A 15,107-nucleotide genomic window follows, 5' to 3' on the forward strand; every position below is an offset into this window, starting at 1 on the left:
GAATTGATGCAAAATCTCATGGTTATTCCTGCCTCACCGGCGTTGGCAGAAGAACTCTCGCCCAACGATGATGCTTCGCGTGCGCTGCTCAGCGCCGCCTGCGAACTCGTCCGTGACGCTGCACGCATCAGCGCAAGCAGCCCCCTCAAGGTAGATATTGTGGGTTCGCGGGATGCTCGGTGGCGTACCGAGCACACTGGAAGCTTGCGGGCATGGGGCGCACCGCAGGTAAATGTCGGCGGCGGCAACTACCTGCCGGAAATTATCGCCCGCTACGTGCTCAGCCATGCGCTTAGTCATACTCCCGAGGTACCAGGCTTCGTGGTAGCGGATTCCCGCGCTGAACTCGGTGAGGTGCGCCCCGGCCACCTGACCGTGGTGTGCGTCGATGGCTCAGCTGGTCTGACCGAACGCGCGCCGCTCGCCCTCGTCGAAGGCGCGCGCGATGCACACCTGTGGTGCGAGAGCATCCTGGCGGGTGGGGAAGTACATTGTGATGAAGCGCGCCTCCAATCCGCTGGGGTGCTTGAGACGAGTCTCTGGGCACAACTGGCGGGCGTGCACCCGCGCCACGCGGAACTGCGGGCAGCGGACTCCACCCTCGGGGTGGGGCGATATGTGGCGGGGTGGCAGTGCTGATGCTTGATACGCACGCTTATGCTCCGACTCCCATCGCAGTGGTGGGGCCCACGGCCTCCGGAAAATCGGCGCTCGGTGTAGCACTGGCACACGAGCTTGATGGGGAAGTCGTCAACGTTGATTCAATGCAGCTCTACCGTGGCATGGATATCGGCACAGCCAAGCTGACAATGGAGGAACGCGAAGGCATTCCGCACCATCAACTGGATGTGTGGGACGTGACGGAAGCGGCGTCGGTAGCGCGCTATCAGGCTTCCGCCATCGCGGATATTGACGGCATCCGTGCGCGCGGTAAGACCCCGATCCTGGTAGGCGGCTCCATGCTGTATGTCCAATCACTCGTGGATAACTGGCAATTCCCACCCACCGACCCGCAGGTGCGGGCGCGCTGGGAAGCCCGGCGCCAAGAGATTGGTACTGATGCTCTGCATGCGGAGCTTGCCGCTGTGGACCCAGCGGCCGCAGCCATCATCGAGGACAAAGATCCGCGCCGCACCGTGCGCGCGCTGGAGGTCATTGAACTAACTGGAAAGCCCTTCAAAGCCAGCCAGCCACCGAAGAATGCCCCGCCCCGGTGGGGCACGATAATCCTCGGCCTGCGTACCGAATCCAGCTGGCTAAACCCACGTATTGAGTTGCGCAGCCGCCTCATGTTCGACAAAGGGCTCGTGGAAGAAGTCGAAGGCCTCCAAGCCCGCGGCTTGAAGGCTGAGTCCACGGCCGGGCGGGCTATTGGCTATGCCCAAGTTCTCCAAGCCCAGCGAGGAGAGCTGACATGGGAAGAAGCAGTGGAGCGCACCATCACCGGAACCCGCCGCTATGTGCGCCGCCAGCGCGCCTGGTTCAACCGTGATAAGCGAATCCAGTGGCTGGATGCTGCGGCCGATACGACGGCGCAGGCCTTGCAGGTCATCGAAGGACGTTAAACTCTACAGCTATGAAGTTTGCAAAAGGCCACGGAACAGAGAACGACTTCGTCATTGTGGAAGGAACCAATCCGCTGCCACCGGAAAAGGTAGTGGCGCTGTGTGATCGGCGCGCGGGAATCGGTGCCGACGGTGTACTGCGCGTTATCCGCGCCGGTCAGCTGCTTGCCAATGGGGAGATTGAGGAACTCGCGCCGGGTATCGAGGCCGATGACTGGTTCATGGACTACCGCAACGCAGATGGCTCCGTGGCGGAAATGTGTGGCAACGGCACCCGCGTCTTCGCGCACTGGGTCCGCTCCCGTGGGTTGGTGGATACGGATACCTTCACAGTGGGAACGCGGGCTGGAGCCAAGCAGGTGACCGTGCACTCCTTCAACGACACGGCGGCTGAAGTCAGCGTGGAGATGGGGCCGGCGCAGGTGCTCGGTGTTTCCACAGCCTCGATGGCGGGGGAGAGCTTCGCTGGGCTGGGGGTTGACATGGGGAACCCTCATTTGGCGGCGGTTATTCCGGGGCTAAGCCCAGAGGATCTGGCTGGCAAGCGTCTCGAGCAGCCGGTTTTCGATACGGATTTCTTCCCGGCAGGCGTCAACGTAGAGCTGGTGACGCCCTTGCAGGACGGTGCGATTCACATGCGCGTCTTCGAGCGCGGCTCGGGCGAGACCCGTTCGTGCGGCACCGGAACGGTGGCGGCAGCGTGTGCTGCGCTTGCCGACGCCTCCCAGGTCTCCGGCCGCGTTCGCGTCATTGTTCCCGGAGGTGAGGTAGAGGTAGAAATCACCGAGGATGGCTCCACCCTGAGGGGGCCTTCGCGCATCGTGGCAACTGGTGAAACGTCACTATAGGGCTTTCAGGACGGCGTTTAGCGTCCGTCCTCCTTTTCGTAATTGGTACCCAAAGCCAAGGCGGCGCGGCGGGCAGCGAGCCAGGCTTCTTTGAGCTCGGCGGCACGTTCATCAGCCACCTTAAGTAGCGATTCAAGTTCACCAGTTTCAGCATTCGGTGAGTTCACTCGAGCATCGAGGCGGCGTAAGAAGCGTTGCGCGCCGTGCATCTCATAGTGGAACGCTTCGATGGTGGGGTTGGCGCAGTCGGCGTCGACAAGCGCGGGGCGGTGTAGCGTGCGGTCGGCGAGGGACTCTGCGTCGTCGCTCGTGGCAAACGTGGCGTAGTCCTCGAGGACCCCGGTGATGTCCTCCACCGTGAGAGCAATAGAAGCCCGCAGTGCTGCATGTTCCGAGGCGTTGGGGCGAGCGTCAGCAAAGAGCCACAGCGCTGCGCACACAAACGCGGCGAGGATAACTCCCGGCAGCTTCAGTGTCAGAATCAACACCGCAGCGGTAACCACGGCGAGCAGGAGCGCAAGGCCGCGACGCTGAGATGCGGAAAAACTCATGTGAACTACTCTACGGAAGTTCTAGTGACCGCCGCAGCCGCCGGAGCCGCAGGCGCATCCGCCTTCGCCGCCACAGCCACCGGTGGGCAGCGCAATCGAGGCGGTCAACATTGCCGAGCCGGCGAGAACGGAATCCTTTGGCGGCAACTCGCCAAAGCTTTCCGGCAGGCAGAGATCGAAGGGGAAGGTGCCATCCATGACCAAGTGCATGAAGCGATGTCCGGTGAGCTGGTTGTGGCGCCATTCGGATTCCATGACCCGGGCAGAAAAAGTGCAGCCCGGGGTGGGGGTTTCGGAACCGGAACCGGCTGCGACCACCGCTGCGCCTGTGGACTCAAATGTGGCTGGGTAAGCGCCCTTCTCAGCCTCGTAGGCGTCAGTGCTGTCGTACACGGTGACATTGAGGCCCATCGCGGTGAGCTCTACTTGCTGCCATTGCTGAGTGTCCTCATCGGCTAAAAGCGGGCCCTGTGCCAGGTTTGCCGTCGCTTGCGCGAGGACGTTCCCGAAAGGATCGATGATGTCCAGGTAAGCCAAGACATCGTTGATCATAGAGACGTGGGCGAAGCCCTGGGTAACGCCCTCGAAACCGATGAAGGTGGCGAATGGCTCGACGGCAAGGATATTGAGCTGCGCACCGGAAGGATCCGCGAACTGGATAAGTTGTCCCCCGCGAACCTCCCCGGTCACTGCCAGTTGATTGGTGGAAATGGCTGCCTCAACGGCGTCCTGCCAGCGCTCGTAGTTGAGGCCGATGGCCTGCATCTCTGGGTGGGAGGTTTCTTTCACGGTCATGCGCACCATTGTATCTGTCGCAGAGGGGACTCAAAAACCATCGCTGATACGTCACCGCGCTGCGGCAGTCTGCGGGAACAGGAAGCGGAGATTCCCAGTTGAGAGGGACAACGTGCAAGAATAGGGAGCATATGACAAAAGAAACCCATGATGATCTCCTCGCGCAGGCTTTTGGTGAGCCCGCGCCCAATTCACAGGAGCCAACTACCGGTGATCTCGACCTTGCGGAGCGCAACGCCTTCCGGCGAGTAAACCGTGAGACCACCATCCGCGCGGAAGACACCACCGATGGCTATGAGGTGGAGTACCGAAAGCTGCGCCTTGAGCAAGTGGTGCTCGTGGGAGTGTGGACTGAAGGTACCGTGGCCGAGGTCGAGGCTACGATGGCGGAGCTAGCCGCTCTGACGGAAACCGCGGGAGCCGAAGTCGTCGAAGCCTTGTACCAGAAGCGAGATAAACCGGATCCGGGCACCTATATCGGTTCGGGCAAAGTGAACGAGCTTAAGGATATCGTGGCTGCTACTGGCGCGGATACCGTGGTGTGCGATGGCGAGCTAACACCAGGCCAGCTCTCTGCCTTGGAGCGTGCGCTCAACACCAAGGTCATTGACCGCACCATGCTCATCCTGGATATTTTTGCGCAGCACGCCAAGTCCAAGGAAGGCAAGGCCCAGGTCTCGCTCGCGCAGCTGGAATACCTCTATACCCATACCCGTGGTTGGGGTGGAAACCTCTCGCGCCAGGCGGGCGGCCGTGCCGGCTCCAACGGTGGCGTGGGCCTGCGCGGTCCCGGTGAGACCAAGATTGAGACGGACCGCCGCCGCATCCGCACGCAGATGGCCCTGCTTCGCAAGGAGCTTAAGGCGATGAAAACGGCGCGTGAGATTAAGCGTTCGCGCCGTGCGTCATCGACGATCCCTCAGATCGCCATCGCTGGCTACACCAACGCTGGCAAGTCCTCCCTCATTAATGCAATGACGGGCGCCGGCGTGCTGGTGGAGGACGCGCTGTTCGCGACCTTGGATCCCACCACTCGCCGCGCCGAGCTTGCCGATGGCCGCCAGGTCGTCTTCACCGACACCGTCGGCTTCGTGCGCCACCTGCCCACGCAGTTGGTGGAAGCCTTCAAGTCCACCTTGGAGGAGGTCCTCGCAGCAGACCTGATGCTGCACGTGGTGGACGGGTCGGATCCCTTCCCGCTGAAGCAGATTGAGGCCGTCAACCAGGTCATTTATGACATCGTGAAGGAGACCGGTGAGGAGGCCCCGCCGGAGATCGTCGTGATCAATAAGATTGACCAGGCCGATCCGCTGGTGTTGGCGGAGTTGCGTCACGCCCTCGACCGCGACAATGTGGTTTATGTCTCCGCCAAGACGGGAGAGGGCATCGATGAGCTCACGACGCGCGTGGAGTTGTTCCTCAATTCCCGGGATGAACACGTGCAGCTGCTCGTGCCGTTTACCCGTGGCGACGTGGTCGATCGCATCCATACCCAGGGCACGGTGCGCAGCGAGGAATACACAGGGGAGGGCACGCTTGTCGACGTCCGCCTGCCCGCCTCCATCGCCGCCGAGCTCAAAGAATTTCGAGTTTCTGACCAAGACGCTTAGGTTTCGGTGCTCGAGTGAGCCATAATTATGGTTCGTGAGTAAATTTGGCTGGGCCGTCCACGGGGACGGAAAGACGATTAAGCCGGGCGCGGTTGTCGCACCCGAAGAACGATTGAGCTGGGGCCGCACCATCGGCATCGGCATGCAGCACGTGGTGGCCATGTTCGGCGCGACGTTGCTGGTGCCCACCCTGACCGGATTCCCGGTCAACACGACGCTGCTGTTTTCAGGCCTGGGAACGATACTGTTCCTCCTGATTACCCGCAACCGCCTCCCTTCCTACCTGGGTTCCTCCTTCGCGTTCATTGCACCGCTGAGCGCCTCCCAGCAGTACGGCATTGGCGCGCAGGCAGGTTCCGTCTTAGTGACCGGCCTGGTCTTGGTGGCGATTGGTTTCGCGGTGAAGGCGGCGGGCCGCAAGGTCCTTGACGCCGTCATGCCGCCGGCCGTGACCGGCGCCATCGTGGCACTGATCGGCCTTAACTTGGCGCCCAATGCTGCCACCAACTATTCGAGCCAGCCTCTGGTCGCTACGGTGACGCTGGCGGTCATCATCTTGGCCACCGTGGCCGGGCGCGGCATGGTTTCGCGTCTGTCGATTCTGATTGGTGTCGTCGTCGGCTGGGCTTTCGCAGCTGCCACGGGCAACCTCGGTGAGGGCGCGGTGGAGTCTATCCGCGAGGCGGCTTGGATTGGCTTCCCGCAGTTCCATGCGCCGGAGTTCCACGTTTCCGCCATCGCGGCAGCACTTCCGGTGTTGGTCGTTCTGATTGCTGAAAATGTCGGCCACGTCAAAGCCGTCTCTGAGATGACCAAGCGCGACCTCGATGATCTCGCTGGCGACGCTCTCATCGCGGACGGCCTGGCCACCTCCCTGGCCGGTGGTTTCGGCGGCTCCGGCACCACAACCTACGCGGAGAATATCGGCGTCATGGCCGCCACCCGCGTCTACTCCACGGCCGCCTACTGGGTAGCTGCAATCACCGCCATCGCTCTGGCCTTCATCCCGAAGTTTGGCGCGCTTATCTTCACCATCCCCACCGGCGTGCTGGGCGGTGCTTGCATCGTCCTTTACGGCCTTATCGGCATGCTTGGCGTGCGCATCTGGATGGACAACAAGGTCAACTTCAACAACCCAGTGAACCTCACTGCGGCGGCAGTGGCGCTCATCGCGGGTATTGGTAACCTCACGCTCGACGTCTTCGGCGTGACGCTCGAAGGTATTGCCTGGGGCTCGGTTGGCATCATCGTGCTCTACCCAGTGATGAAGAAGCTCTACGGCACCATTGGTGAGGGACGCGGCGCGAAGTACTAGAGGCGCTTCCGCCGACTAGCGAGGATAAGGGACCGGAGTAAAGGCACCATCTGGACGCGTATTTACGCAAAACCCCAGATGAATGTGTGCAGAAGTCTGCATAAGGTGCTTTTACTTCGGTCCCTTTACAGCTCTCTTCACGAACTCGTCATTCAGCCAGACATCATCACTGTCGGCATGAGCCTGTACGTAGTCCAGTAGCTCTCGCACCGTGTGTATGTATACCTCGTCGGCGGTATGAGTTGGCCACGAAATGGTTTCGGGGTTGGCGAAGTCTGCTTTTCCAATCGGATAGTCTCCCGCTAACTGATCCGCCCAGAGGAATGAGGCAACTCCGTGGTAGAGAGTTTCGGTATCGAGGTCGCCGCGGAGCCGGGACATCGCCCCCATGATCTCGTAGCCCACAAAGGCCAATCCCTGTTCGCATTCAGTCTCAATGGCTAGGACTGCGTCGATGGCCAGCTTATTCCTTATGAGCGCGACGACGGTGAATTTCGGTTCCTTCCACGAGCCCTCGTGCCGGTAATGATTCTCGGAAGCGGTAAAGCTATCCAAGCGCGGGGTTAAGGATTCCGCAATCAGCGCCAGATTTAGCGCTTCGATGCCGAAGTCTGGGGGCGTTATGGGCTGGTCGGTCATGTCTTTGACTCTACACAGCGGGTCACTTCAGCCGAGTGGCGATGAAAAGCGAAAGAGTCCGCGGAGACGAGGTGAAACGAAAAGCTCCCGCCACCCTCAGCGTAAGAGGGAAGCGGGAGCTGCCGTTCTATAAACGGAAAGTGCTTTAGGAAGCGTCGAGGTCCTGCTCGATGAGGCCGGCGATCTTCTCGACAGCCGCCTCGTTCTCGGAGGTCACGGTGACTTCGTCGCCCTGCTCGGCGCCGAGAGCCATGATCATGAGGGAGGAAGCAGCATCGGTCTCATCCTCGTCCTCATCGCCAACGAGGGTGAGGAAGATGTCCTCATCGAACTCAGCGGCAGCATCGGCGATGATGGAAGCCGGACGTGCGTGCAGTCCGACGGAGGAACCAACCTTGACGGTCTTAGAAGCCATGATGATAATCCTTTCGAATTACGGTGTTTCGTGCTTACAAGTGTACGCGGGTTAAGCGCTAGGCGGCGGCCTTGGTCTTGTCTGCCTTCGCAGCAGCCTCTTCAGCAGCCTTATTGGGCCAGAATTGCTTCATCGCGATGACCGCAATGGCGGACACGATGACGCCGGCAAGGATAGCCACGAAGTAAGCCCACGCAGGTTCGATAGCGAAGATAACAAAGATTCCGCCGTGCGGAGCGCGGGACATGACGTCCAGGGACATCGACAAAGCACCTGTTACTGCGCCACCGAGCATCATCGAAGGGATGACACGCAGCGGGTCGGCAGCAGCGAAGGGGATAGCACCCTCGGAGACGAAGGACAGACCCAGCAGCCAAGCGGACTTGCCGTTCTCCTGCTCCGCAGGCGTGAACAGGTTCTTGCGGACGAAGGTAGCGATGGACAGCGCAATCGGCGGAACCATGCCGGAGGCCATGACAGCGGCCATGATCTTCATGGAAGCCTCATCACCCGTGGACAGGCCAGCAGTAGCGAAGAGGTAAGCAGCCTTGTTGACCGGGCCACCCAAGTCGGAGCACATCATAAGGCCCAGGATGATGCCCAGAAGGACAGCGGAGGAACCGGACATGGAGGACAGCCAGTTCTGCAGGCCTTCCATGATGGCGGCCAGCGGTGCACCGAGCAGCAGGTACATGAGCAGGCCAGTAACCATCGTGGCGAGCAGCGGGATGATGACTACAGGCATGAGGGAGCCGATCCAGCGCGGGACCTTCCACTTGCCAATCCACATCGCAACAAAGCCAGCGATAAGGCCGGTAACCAGACCACCGATGAAGCCCGCACCGAGGGTAACAGCAATGGCACCACCGGCGAAGCCCGGCGCGATGCCCGGGCGGCCTGCCAGGGCAAAGGCAATGTAGCCGGATAGCGCCGCGACGATGAATCCCATCGATGCTTGACCAATCGCGAAGAGCACAGCGCCGATGTATAGGGCGAATCCTGCCTTCTGGAAGGTCATCATTTCGCCATCAACCATGACGTCATGGCCCGGCAGGTTGGTCAGCGAGTAATCGGTGGTGATGGCCTGCCAGCCGTTTGCCATGTCGTAGCCACCGAAGAGGAAGCCCAAGGCCAAGAGGAGGCCACCGGCGGCGACGAAGGGAACCATGTAGGACACGCCGGTCATGATGGCCTGCTGAATGCGCTTGCCCCAGCCCAGTCCTTCGCCTTCTTCCGCGGAGCTAGAGGAGGCTGCGCCTGCAGTGCCTGCGACCTTGTGTGCGTTGGGGTTCTTGGAGGCAGCGATGGCTTCATCGAGCATCACGCCCGGCTCGTTGATGGCGCGCTTGACGCCCGATTCAATGACGGGCTTGCCGGCGAAGCGCTCCCGGTCGCGAACACCGACATCGGTGGCGAAAATGACGGCGTCGGCAGCCGCGATGGTTTCTGCAGAAACAGCGGTGTTATTGGAAGATCCCTGGGTCTCGACTGTGAGCTCGACATCGTCGCGCTCCTCGGCGGTCTGGGTGAGTGCGTCGGCTGCCATGTACGTGTGGGCAATGCCAGTCGGGCATGCGGTGACGGCCACGATGCGGGTCTTCTGTGAATCCGCAGCCTTGCTTGCCGCAGGCGCTGCAGCCGCAGCGGCAGGTGCCGATTCGCTGGCGGCAGCCTTCTTCTTCGGCTTTTCGGCGTTGACCACGTCGAGGACCAGAGAGACGATTTCCTCCTTGGTCTGCGCGGTGCGCAGAGCCTCCAAGAAGTCCTTCTTCACCAGCGCGCGGGCAAGCTTGGAGAGGATCTTCAGGTGTGCCTTACCGCCACCTTCCGGGGCCGCGATGAGAAACACCAGGTGGGCGTCACCATCGGGGCCGGAGAAGTCGACCCCGCGCGAGAGGCGGGCGAAGGCCAGGGTGGGTTCAGACACGGCAGCAGAGCGGCAGTGTGGGATGGCAACGCCACCGGGAACACCGGTGCCGGCCTTGGCCTCACGCTCAATGGCGGGGCCTGCCAGTTCCTCCACGGAGGTGGCGCGGCCGGTGTCGTGAACAAGCGTGGCCAGATTGGTAATGACTGATTCGATGCTGTCACCGAAGTCGGCGTCGAGCGCCACGAGGTCGGTGGTGATGAGTTGTGATGACATCGGTAGGTACTCCTCAGTACTACTAAAGGTCGGTGACGGCCGAAACCGTCGTGTGTTCGATATCCAGTTCTTCGGGGGTTGGAATCTGGGTTCCCGGGAGTGCTGCGGCTGCTGAACCGTAGGCCACAGCCTGGCGCAGGGCTTCGGGGTACGAGGCGCCGGAGCGGCGGGCGAGGATATAGCCGGAGAGCGAAGAATCGCCGGCACCCACGGTGGAGCGCAGGGTGATGGGCGGGGGAGTAGCAGCCCATGCTTCCTTGGCCGTGACCAGCACCGCGCCAGCGCCGCCCAGGGTGACAAGAACCTCGGGGATGCCGCGCTTGACGACGACCCTCGCGGCCTCAACCACTCCGCTGAAGTCGCCGTCTTCGGCGGCGGCCTCAAGGGCCTGACCATCGACGCCTGCAAGCTGGCCCAGCTCGAGGCCGTTTGGCTTGATGAGGTCGGGGCTGGCTACTTCGAGGTTGTTACCGAGAGCCACCATGGGCGCATCAGAGGTATCGACGGCTATGCGGATGTCGGGGTTGGCTTCGCGAGCGACACTGATGAGCTGCGTGTACCAATCTGTAGGAACGCCTTTGGGAAGAGAGCCCGCCATGACGATCCACTCGGCGTCGGTGCAGCGTTCAGCAACGGCCTGTGCCACGTCTTGCTGAACTGATTCATCGAGCGTGGGGCCAGGTCCGTTGAGTTTGGTCGTGCGGCCATTCGGTTCGGTCAAGGTGGTGTTGGTGCGCACCGCGCCCTGTGTCGGCACTGCGTGTACGGGGATAGATGCGTCAGCGGCGAGGGTCAAGAAAGGGTCTGAGGCCATAGCCGGGAGAAGGGCCAGACTGTCGACGTCGGCGAGCGTTACTGCATGCGTAACGTTGACGCCTTTACCGCCAGCAACGCTGGAGACAGACTCGGCGCGGTGGACGGCACCGGGTTCGAGCGCCTCGTTCAGGCGCACGGTGGCGTCGATGCTTGGGTTGGGGGTCAAAGTAAGGATCATCGTGGAGAATGTCCCCTTTCGCGGAGTGCGTATATTGGGGGCAAACGCGCCTCAGGGGCGTGAACAAGAGCTTCGGTGCGGATTGCCCGTTGTCAACGTGAAATTAATGTTGCTTAATGTTGATTATTGCCCGTATGTGTCCGAATGTCAATGGAATCACTGTGGGTTTCGTTGCATTTTTGGCCGACTTGTGATGATCTGGAAAGAGAAAACATCGTCTCCGTAAGGAAATGTGTCATGGAAAACGCATCCCCATCCACCATTAAAGGCACCGGTGTCGTCGCCGGCGTTGCATACGCTGAGGCGGTGTGGGTTCGCCCACGCCCAGAACTGCCCACGGCTGGAGAAACCGTGGCGGAGGAGCAGCGTGATGCTGAATACGATCGCTTCCTCGAAGCGGTCGACATTGTTGCCAGCAGGCTAGAGCAGCGTGCCGCTGGTGCGGAAGGTCAGGCAGCAGAAGTCCTGGGCGCTACCGCCGGAATGGTCAAGGACCGAGGTTGGCACAAGGCAGTGCGCAAGGGTATTCGCAGCGGCAAGAACGCCGAGTATGCAGTTGTGGGGGCCACGGACAGGTTTGTCACCATGTTTGAGGCTGCCGGCGGCGTGATGGCTGAGCGCACGACTGACCTCAAGGACGTTCGCGACCGCGTCATCGCACAACTACGCGGTGAGCAAGAGCCGGGCCTGCCCATGGTTGAAGGGGAAGCCGTGCTGCTGGCGGATGACCTTGCACCGGCGGATACCGCAACCTTGGACACCACCCACATCAAGGCGCTGGTGACCGAGCTGGGCGGTCCCACCAGCCACACTGCAATTATTGCTCGTCAGCTCGACCTTCCGTGCATTGTGGCGGTCGGCGCTGAGCTGCGCACGATTGAGGCGGGAACCCAGATCTTCGTCGATGGCTCCGTGGGCACAGTGGCCCTTGGCGCGGATCGCGCCGCCTCGCTCAAGGCTGTAGAGGAATACCGCGAGAAGGCGGCACGAGTAGCCGAGTGGCGGGGTCCGGCCCAGACCAAGGACGGACACCGCGTGCAGTTGCTAGCCAATGTTGCCGACGGTAACGCAGCTCGTATCGCCTCCGATTCGCAGGCAGAAGGTATCGGTTTGTACCGTACGGAGCTGTCTTTCCTCTCCGCGAGCGAAGAGCCCACCGTGGAGGAGCAAGCGCGCATCTACGGCAAGGTTTTCAACGCTTTCCCGGACTCCAAGGTCGTTGTTCGAACACTCGACGCTGGTTCTGATAAGCCGATCTCCTATGCCACGTTGGACTCTGAGGAGAACCCCGCCTTGGGCGTCCGCGGCCTGCGTATCGCCCGCGACAACGAGGCGCTTTTGACCCGTCAGCTCGATGCCATCGCACAGGCCGCAGAAAAGCGTGCCGAGGGTGCCACGACGTGGGTTATGGCACCGATGGTGGCCACCGCAGTCGAGGCAAAGTGGTTCGCTGAACTCTGTCGTGAGCGTGGGCTCACGGCTGGCGCGATGATTGAGGTACCGGCTGCAGCCCTGATGGCGGATACTATCTTGCCGCACCTCGACTTCGTGTCCATCGGTACCAATGACTTGACGCAGTACACCATGGCCGCTGACCGCCTATCGCCCCAGCTGGCCTACCTGACCGATCCGTGGCAGCCGGCCGTGTTGCGTTTGATTCAGCACACCTGCGTGGTCGGACGCGATAACAACGTTCCGGTTGGCGTTTGTGGTGAAGCAGCAGCTGATCCCATGCTCGCTTGCGTACTGACCGGCCTTGGTGTGACGTCGCTGTCGGCGGCGTCGACCGCCGTCGCAGGTGTTGGTGCACAGCTTGCTGAGGTCACTCTTGAGCAATGCCAGAAGATGGCGGATGCAGCAGTAAACGCTGAGGGCCCAGCTGATGCCCGCGCCGCAGTGATTGACCTATTGGAGCAATTCCAAGCGTCCTAGATTATTGAATGCGCAGGAGGTGTGCGCCCCTCACCATGAAGGGGTGCACACCTCCTGAAACGATCTAGTGGGGGTAAGGCGCCTACTTTTCTGCAGCAATGATCACCTCAACGCCGTGCTCACGCAGCGCTTCAACGTAGGAAGCGGGTGCGCCGGCGTCGGTGATAACGACATCAATTTCATCGAGGGATGCAAAGCTCACGAGGTAGTCATTGCCCAGCTTTGAAGAATCGCACAATACGACGACGCGGTGCGCATTGGTGACGAAAGCGGACTTGATCGCAGCCTCTTGCGAGTCTGCCGTTGAGAGACCGTGATCAATGGTCAGTGCGTTGGTGCCGACAAAAGCCACGTCGGCACGCATGAGCGCCATGGTGCGAAGGGCGGTATCACCAACCACGGCCTGGGTAATTGCCCGTACGGTACCGCCAAGGAGCTGGACTTCGGATACCCCGTTGCTGGCTAGCGAAAGGGCGATCGGCAGGCTGTTGGAGACGATGCTGAACTGACCTGCCGAATAGCGCTGGCCAATGAGATCAGCAAGCGCATTCGTCGTGGTGCCGGCGTCGAGGAAGATGCTGCCGCCATCGGGGAGCTGTTCCAGCGCAGCGCGCGCAATGGCCATCTTGGCGCCCGTGGCCGAGCGTTGACGGGTATCAAGGGTTAACTCCGCGGTTTGGAAGGATTGGGAGGCAACCGCACCGCCATGGACTCGGTGCACGACTCCTTCCCGGTCCAAAACCGCGAGATCGCGGCGAATCGTCTCAGCGGTAACATCGAAGCGTTCAGAAAGTTCGGTGACATTGACACGGCCTTCGACGGCGGTCAATGAGGCAATTTGTCGGCGACGCTCTTCTGCGTACATAGTTCCTCCCAGTGAAGTCTGCCTGCGGTGGTCACTGCGCCCGCCGCGGAAAGGAAACGGGGCTGGGGCGTGTGAACGAAAAGGGCAACGAATGTTGCGGCGATGCCTCCATTGTCCCACTGAATGTGAAGAAAACGGAACTAAACAAAGAAAACCTCACATTGCGGTTGCGGCCTTAGTGAAAAATTCCTCTATAACCTGCATATATGCAAATGTGTGATATCGGACGCCAAAGCGGCAGGAATCGGGCATGTACACACACAAGGGGGTAGAAAGAAAAAATCCCCCGGCCCTTTACGCCCGCACCGAGTGGGCTGGCACTGCGAGGTGGGTAGGGCCCTGGGGGGATGGCTGAGAGGTGATGATTTCTAGAGCTTGCGGAAAACTGACACTACCTTGCCCATGATCTCAGCCTCGTCGCCCTTGATGGGGGAGTAGGCGTCATTATGGGGAAGGAGCCAGACGCCTGAAGAGTCGCGGTGAAATTCCTTTACGGTGGCCTCTTCGCCGTCCAGAAGGGCGGCGACGAATTCGCCTTCCTCTGCGACGGATTGTGAGCGAATAATCACCCAATCGCCGTTGAGAATTCCGGCGTCTTGCATAGAATCGCCCACGACCTGCAGCATATAAAGCTCGCCGCTGCCGAGGATTTCGCCCGGCATGGGGAAATAAGCATCAACGTTTTCTTCGGCGGTAATTGGGGAGCCTGCGGCAATGCGGCCGACAACCGGGATGTAGTTCGGCGTAGCTGCGTCCTCGGGGATATCAGGGGTGGAAAGATCTGGAGACTTGTTTGCCTGGCCTGTCTTGCGACCGGGCTTCTTCGAATCTTCGGCACCGGGGAAGTGGCGGACGTCAACGGCGCGTGGCTTGTTCGGATCGCGGCGCAGGAAGCCCTTCTCTTCAAGCTGCTTCAGTTGGTAGGCCACGGATGATGTGGACTGTAGGCCGGTGGCATCACCGATCTCCCGAATGCTTGGCGGGTATCCGCGGAGCATTACGGCATCATGGATAACCTCTAGGATGCGGCGCTGCCGGGGGGACAGGGTGTCGAGGGAAGGGTGGTCGCTTCGCTTGGGTTTGCGGGCCATTCTTTCTCCTAAAACTATTGCGATGTGCACATTCGTGGCCGAGGCTTTGGCGTACCAGGCATGTATGGGGGCTGCCGGTGGTTCTTCCGCTTTCCTTTTTAGCACGACAGGAAAAAATGTTCGACTAGCGTCGCCGAAATGTGGACAAATTTTCGAGAGGGTGCTATAAATCGAACATACACGCTAAATCGAACGGTTGGTCGATGGTGATGTTCGAAAGTGTCCGCCCGGATTCTTAGACTTCGGATATTACGTCGATGGAGAAGGAAGATCTAGAAAGGAACCGTCATGGCTATCGCTCTCAATAACGCCTCTGTACTGCGTAGGGATGTTCGTCGGAAGTC

At 60.7% G+C, this 15,107-nt stretch carries 14 protein-coding genes; 6 read left to right on the forward strand and 8 right to left on the reverse strand.

Annotated features, from left to right (window positions below):
* Nucleotides 1–6 precede the first annotated feature (6 nt).
* From HMPREF2537_RS07400 to dapF, 3 genes are read left to right on the forward strand one after another with little or no spacing between them, the layout of a single operon-like run.
* Nucleotides 7–639 (forward strand): hypothetical protein, encoded by a 633-nt coding sequence (locus tag HMPREF2537_RS07400; protein WP_070527177.1) that lies wholly within the window; start codon nucleotides 7–9, stop codon nucleotides 637–639.
* Nucleotides 639–1,565, forward strand: a complete 927-nt coding sequence (miaA, locus tag HMPREF2537_RS07405; protein ID WP_070527180.1) for a tRNA (adenosine(37)-N6)-dimethylallyltransferase MiaA — start codon at nucleotides 639–641, stop codon at nucleotides 1,563–1,565. Before HMPREF2537_RS07400 ends, miaA begins: the two co-directional genes overlap by 1 nt.
* An 11-nt stretch (nucleotides 1,566–1,576) precedes the next feature.
* A complete protein-coding gene (dapF, locus tag HMPREF2537_RS07410; RefSeq protein WP_070527183.1) occupies nucleotides 1,577–2,413 on the forward strand; it encodes a diaminopimelate epimerase in 837 nt (278 codons plus the stop codon).
* A gap of 17 nt (nucleotides 2,414–2,430) precedes the next feature.
* Here the strand turns inward: dapF and HMPREF2537_RS07415 are convergent, their stop codons facing one another.
* Both HMPREF2537_RS07415 and HMPREF2537_RS07420 read right to left on the reverse strand, forming a co-directional pair.
* Nucleotides 2,431–2,964 carry a hypothetical protein gene (locus HMPREF2537_RS07415; RefSeq protein WP_070527187.1) on the reverse strand — a complete coding sequence of 178 codons (534 nt, stop codon included), beginning with the start codon at nucleotides 2,962–2,964 and terminating at the stop codon, nucleotides 2,431–2,433.
* Nucleotides 2,965–2,985: 21 nt separating this feature from the next.
* Nucleotides 2,986–3,768, reverse strand: a complete 783-nt coding sequence (locus tag HMPREF2537_RS07420; protein WP_070527190.1) for a hypothetical protein — start codon at nucleotides 3,766–3,768, stop codon at nucleotides 2,986–2,988.
* 122 nt (nucleotides 3,769–3,890) lie between these two features.
* Here HMPREF2537_RS07420 and hflX point away from each other — a divergent pair, with 122 nt between their 5' ends.
* Both hflX and HMPREF2537_RS07430 read left to right on the forward strand, forming a co-directional pair.
* Nucleotides 3,891–5,369: a GTPase HflX gene (gene hflX / locus HMPREF2537_RS07425; protein ID WP_070527194.1), complete on the forward strand. Its 1,479-nt coding sequence runs from the start codon at nucleotides 3,891–3,893 to the stop codon at nucleotides 5,367–5,369.
* A 34-nt stretch (nucleotides 5,370–5,403) separates the two neighbouring features.
* Nucleotides 5,404–6,684, forward strand: coding sequence for a uracil-xanthine permease family protein (locus HMPREF2537_RS07430; protein WP_070527197.1), 1,281 nt, complete (start codon nucleotides 5,404–5,406; stop codon nucleotides 6,682–6,684).
* Nucleotides 6,685–6,795: 111 nt separating this feature from the next.
* Here the strand turns inward: HMPREF2537_RS07430 and HMPREF2537_RS07435 are convergent, their stop codons facing one another.
* From HMPREF2537_RS07435 to HMPREF2537_RS07450, 4 genes are all read right to left on the reverse strand, one after another.
* Entirely contained in the window at nucleotides 6,796–7,323 is a 528-nt protein-coding gene (locus tag HMPREF2537_RS07435) for a hypothetical protein (RefSeq protein WP_070527200.1), read from the reverse strand.
* 145 nt (nucleotides 7,324–7,468) lie between these two features.
* The gene (locus tag HMPREF2537_RS07440; protein WP_010190265.1) at nucleotides 7,469–7,738 is read right to left on the reverse strand and encodes an HPr family phosphocarrier protein; all 270 of its coding nucleotides are present in this window, start codon (nucleotides 7,736–7,738) and stop codon (nucleotides 7,469–7,471) included.
* Between the two features lie 58 nt (nucleotides 7,739–7,796).
* Nucleotides 7,797–9,881: a PTS fructose transporter subunit IIABC gene (locus HMPREF2537_RS07445; protein WP_070527203.1), complete on the reverse strand. Its 2,085-nt coding sequence runs from the start codon at nucleotides 9,879–9,881 to the stop codon at nucleotides 7,797–7,799.
* A 22-nt stretch (nucleotides 9,882–9,903) separates the two neighbouring features.
* On the reverse strand, nucleotides 9,904–10,875 hold the full coding sequence (locus tag HMPREF2537_RS07450) for a 1-phosphofructokinase family hexose kinase (protein WP_070527208.1): 972 nt from the start codon (nucleotides 10,873–10,875) through the stop codon (nucleotides 9,904–9,906).
* A 237-nt stretch (nucleotides 10,876–11,112) separates the two neighbouring features.
* On the opposite strand from HMPREF2537_RS07450, the gene ptsP reads away from it, so the two are divergent.
* Nucleotides 11,113–12,807 (forward strand): phosphoenolpyruvate--protein phosphotransferase, encoded by a 1,695-nt coding sequence (gene ptsP, locus HMPREF2537_RS07455; RefSeq protein WP_070527210.1) that lies wholly within the window; start codon nucleotides 11,113–11,115, stop codon nucleotides 12,805–12,807.
* 82 nt (nucleotides 12,808–12,889) lie between these two features.
* Here ptsP and HMPREF2537_RS07460 read toward each other — a convergent pair whose 3' ends face one another.
* Both HMPREF2537_RS07460 and lexA read right to left on the reverse strand, forming a co-directional pair.
* Nucleotides 12,890–13,672 (reverse strand): DeoR/GlpR family DNA-binding transcription regulator, encoded by a 783-nt coding sequence (locus tag HMPREF2537_RS07460; RefSeq protein WP_010190260.1) that lies wholly within the window; start codon nucleotides 13,670–13,672, stop codon nucleotides 12,890–12,892.
* Nucleotides 13,673–14,040: 368 nt separating this feature from the next.
* Nucleotides 14,041–14,763 (reverse strand): transcriptional repressor LexA, encoded by a 723-nt coding sequence (lexA, locus tag HMPREF2537_RS07465; RefSeq protein ID WP_070527213.1) that lies wholly within the window; start codon nucleotides 14,761–14,763, stop codon nucleotides 14,041–14,043.
* Nucleotides 14,764–15,107: the final 344 nt, after the last annotated feature.

Source organism: Corynebacterium sp. HMSC074E01, assembly GCF_001808885.1.
Lineage (GTDB): Bacteria > Actinomycetota > Actinomycetes > Mycobacteriales > Mycobacteriaceae > Corynebacterium.

What these genes read in the sequence shown, in the direction of transcription:
- HMPREF2537_RS07400 (WP_070527177.1), top strand. Translation starts at nt 7, where the DNA reads ATGCAAAATCTCATGGTTATTCCTGCCTCACCGGCGTTGGCAGAAGAA.
- miaA (WP_070527180.1), top strand. Translation starts at nt 639, where the DNA reads ATGCTTGATACGCACGCTTATGCTCCGACTCCCATCGCAGTGGTGGGG.
- dapF (WP_070527183.1), top strand. Translation starts at nt 1,577, where the DNA reads ATGAAGTTTGCAAAAGGCCACGGAACAGAGAACGACTTCGTCATTGTG.
- HMPREF2537_RS07415 (WP_070527187.1), bottom strand. Translation starts at nt 2,964, where the DNA reads ATGAGTTTTTCCGCATCTCAGCGTCGCGGCCTTGCGCTCCTGCTCGCC.
- HMPREF2537_RS07420 (WP_070527190.1), bottom strand. Translation starts at nt 3,768, where the DNA reads ATGGTGCGCATGACCGTGAAAGAAACCTCCCACCCAGAGATGCAGGCC.
- hflX (WP_070527194.1), top strand. Translation starts at nt 3,891, where the DNA reads ATGACAAAAGAAACCCATGATGATCTCCTCGCGCAGGCTTTTGGTGAG.
- HMPREF2537_RS07435 (WP_070527200.1), bottom strand. Translation starts at nt 7,323, where the DNA reads ATGACCGACCAGCCCATAACGCCCCCAGACTTCGGCATCGAAGCGCTA.
- HMPREF2537_RS07440 (WP_010190265.1), bottom strand. Translation starts at nt 7,738, where the DNA reads ATGGCTTCTAAGACCGTCAAGGTTGGTTCCTCCGTCGGACTGCACGCA.
- HMPREF2537_RS07445 (WP_070527203.1), bottom strand. Translation starts at nt 9,881, where the DNA reads ATGTCATCACAACTCATCACCACCGACCTCGTGGCGCTCGACGCCGAC.
- HMPREF2537_RS07450 (WP_070527208.1), bottom strand. Translation starts at nt 10,875, where the DNA reads ATGATCCTTACTTTGACCCCCAACCCAAGCATCGACGCCACCGTGCGC.
- ptsP (WP_070527210.1), top strand. Translation starts at nt 11,113, where the DNA reads ATGGAAAACGCATCCCCATCCACCATTAAAGGCACCGGTGTCGTCGCC.
- HMPREF2537_RS07460 (WP_010190260.1), bottom strand. Translation starts at nt 13,672, where the DNA reads ATGTACGCAGAAGAGCGTCGCCGACAAATTGCCTCATTGACCGCCGTC.
- lexA (WP_070527213.1), bottom strand. Translation starts at nt 14,763, where the DNA reads ATGGCCCGCAAACCCAAGCGAAGCGACCACCCTTCCCTCGACACCCTG.